Below are 2,581 nucleotides of genomic sequence, written 5' to 3'. Positions count from 1 at the left end.
GAGTTGACCCGCAGTGGCACCCTGCCGACGGATAATTTTGGCGTGCCGCTGGCCGGTAGCCTGATCCCCTGGATAGATAAGCAACTGGAAAACGGCCAGAGCCGAGAAGAGTGGAAAGGCCAGGTGGAAACCAATAAAATACTCAATACCCGTCAGGTAATTCCAGTGGATGGACTGTGCGTGCGCATTGGCGCTCTACGCTGCCATAGCCAGGCGTTTACTCTGAAACTGAAGAAGGATGTGCCGCTGGCGGAAATTGAACGCTTGCTGGCAATCCATAATGACTGGGTGACAGTAGTGCCTAACGATCGTGAACTGTCGATGCGAGAATTGATGCCAGCGGCGGTGACTGGCACACTGAAAACGCCGGTCGGCCGGCTGCGTAAATTGAATATGGGTCCGGAGTATCTTTCGGCCTTTACCGTCGGAGATCAGCTGTTGTGGGGCGCCGCTGAACCCCTACGCCGCATGCTGTGCCAGTTATCTCACTAATTCTGCCACGCGTGCGGGCTGACGGTGCGAGAGTGTTCTAGTTGGTAGTTTTTAATCCTTTATATTTCTACAATATCCTTTTATTTCATGGAATAAGAGAATGAAGATAACATAGCAGGATATACCAAACAAGATGTTATTACCTCACTGGTAGCTTACCATTATGCCGATCCGTTTTCTTTAAATTGGACATTTATCAAACTGAGGTGGGTTTGGTAGTACAGGCGTCATTGCTGGATGCCGGCGCGGTCACGGAATAGAGGCTAAAAATGGGAGATGAGTCACAGATTTAAAGAGCTGAAATTGTGATTACCCATGCGGCTTTTTTAGCGCGCTAATTCTACAGCGTAAAATTCTTTATCGACTGCTGGCCATCACCTGACATGAGCATACTTATTTTATCTATATCTCTTCAATCCTTTATTGCAGGATATTGACAGTTGTTATTGATGGAAGGCACCCATTTGCGTTTCTAAGAACGGCTGAGGCACACAATCCTGAAGTTCTCGATGACGGCGCCGGCATGCGTTTCGCCGTTTGGGCAGCCAACGCGCGCCGGTTTCGGTGGTCAGGGAGTTTAATTTTTGGGATGGCCACCGCCATCCGTTGCACCAACGGAGGGAAAAAGATACATGATAATTATTTCTTCAGGCAGTAATACTTAAATAATTATACAAATATGAAATCATCGATTGTCACGGGCAGACGCGGCTGAAAGCCAATCCCTACACTTTTAAGGCGTAGATATATCCGGACATGGTATCGCTGATGTGGGGATTTCCACCGCCGGCGGGGGATCAGCCACGCGGTACGCAGCCAGGCCAATGCGATTAACCAGCTTATCACCATTTATGAAGTGTATTTGGCTCCTGGTGCCGCTACGCCGAGAACAATTTCTGGCTCAGTTAGTTGGAGCTGGCGGATTCATTGGTAGGCTACGTGAAGTATATGGTTTTACCCATATCGAATTACTGCTGATTAATCAATACTCTTTTGACAGAAGATTAGGATATCAGTCCTTTGGTATTTATGCTACGACTCGTCTCGTCGCTTCGGCATGCCGGAGGATTTTTGCATGCCCGTTAGGCCGGGCTGAACGTGCTGCTGGACTAGGTGCCGAGCCATTTCCCAAGTAAAGAGCTCGGGCTGGCGCAATTTTACGGTAAATAAATGTACGAATACACCGATCCGAAAGTAAGGGCAGCATCAGGACTGGAATATGCTGATTTACAATTACAGTCGTAACGAAGTGTGCAACTATCTAGCCAACAACGCTATGTTCTGGCTGGAACGCTATAGCCTCGACTGGTTGCGGGTCGACGCGATTGCGTCAATGAGAGTTACCGCAATTATAGCCGTGCCACTGGTGAGTAGATGCACAACTTTGTATGGCGACAATGAAAATCTAGAGGCCATCGCTTTTTTGCGCTATACATCAGCCATACCGTCGGCACGCAACGTGACGGCGCGGTCACCGTGGCGGAGGGAAGAGTCCACCTCTTTCTTCCGGCGTCACCACTAGGACGACGATGGGCAGCGGTTTCATTATAAATACCATAATCAAATGACCTTTAACATGGTCTATGCCTACAGCAAAAATTTTACGCTGTCGCTGTCCAACGATGAGGTAGTGCGTGGCAAAGAGTCCATTCTGGGACGTATGCACGGCGACGATTGGCAAAAGTTCACTGATTCGCGCGCCTATTACGACTTTATATGGGCCCATCCCGGTAATAAGAATCTGCTGTTTCTATGTAACGAATTTACCCCGCGGTCAGAATGGAACCACAAAAAATGGAACCATGATATTGGCCTGGACTGGCATTTGCTAGAAAATGAAAGGTGTTACCATGCCGGCGTGCAGCGGCTGATGCGCAATTTGGATCAATGCTATCGCAGTCATCCGCACTCTTATACGAGTGCGATTATACGTTTTCCGGCTTTCAGTAGTTAGTGTCTGACGGCTATGAAAACTCGGTATTTTCCTTCCTGCGCCGCGTCGCGTTAATACCGGCAATGAGATACTGGTGATCACTAATTTTACCCAGGTGCCGCGCTAATGTTATCGCGTTGGAGTCTCCCACGGCAG

3 protein-coding genes are annotated in these 2,581 nt (G+C 48.7%); all 3 read left to right on the top strand.

From position 1 onward, the window contains the following. Nucleotides 1-492: aspartate-semialdehyde dehydrogenase (locus BG74_RS17215; protein ID WP_244267361.1), on the top strand; the 492-nt coding region annotated here is incomplete at its 5' end. A gap of 1,219 nt (nucleotides 493-1,711) precedes the next feature. Then, on the top strand, nucleotides 1,712-2,014 hold the full coding sequence (locus BG74_RS17210; RefSeq protein ID WP_244267360.1) for a hypothetical protein: 303 nt from the start codon (nucleotides 1,712-1,714) through the stop codon (nucleotides 2,012-2,014). 54 nt (nucleotides 2,015-2,068) lie between these two features. After that, entirely contained in the window at nucleotides 2,069-2,446 is a 378-nt protein-coding gene (locus BG74_RS17205; RefSeq protein WP_244267359.1) for a hypothetical protein, read from the top strand. Nucleotides 2,447-2,581 lie beyond the last annotated feature (135 nt).

Origin of the sequence: Sodalis-like endosymbiont of Proechinophthirus fluctus, from assembly GCF_001602625.1 — a bacterium.
Classification (GTDB): domain Bacteria; phylum Pseudomonadota; class Gammaproteobacteria; order Enterobacterales; family Enterobacteriaceae.
This window is presented reverse-complemented; position numbering and strand designations above follow the sequence as displayed.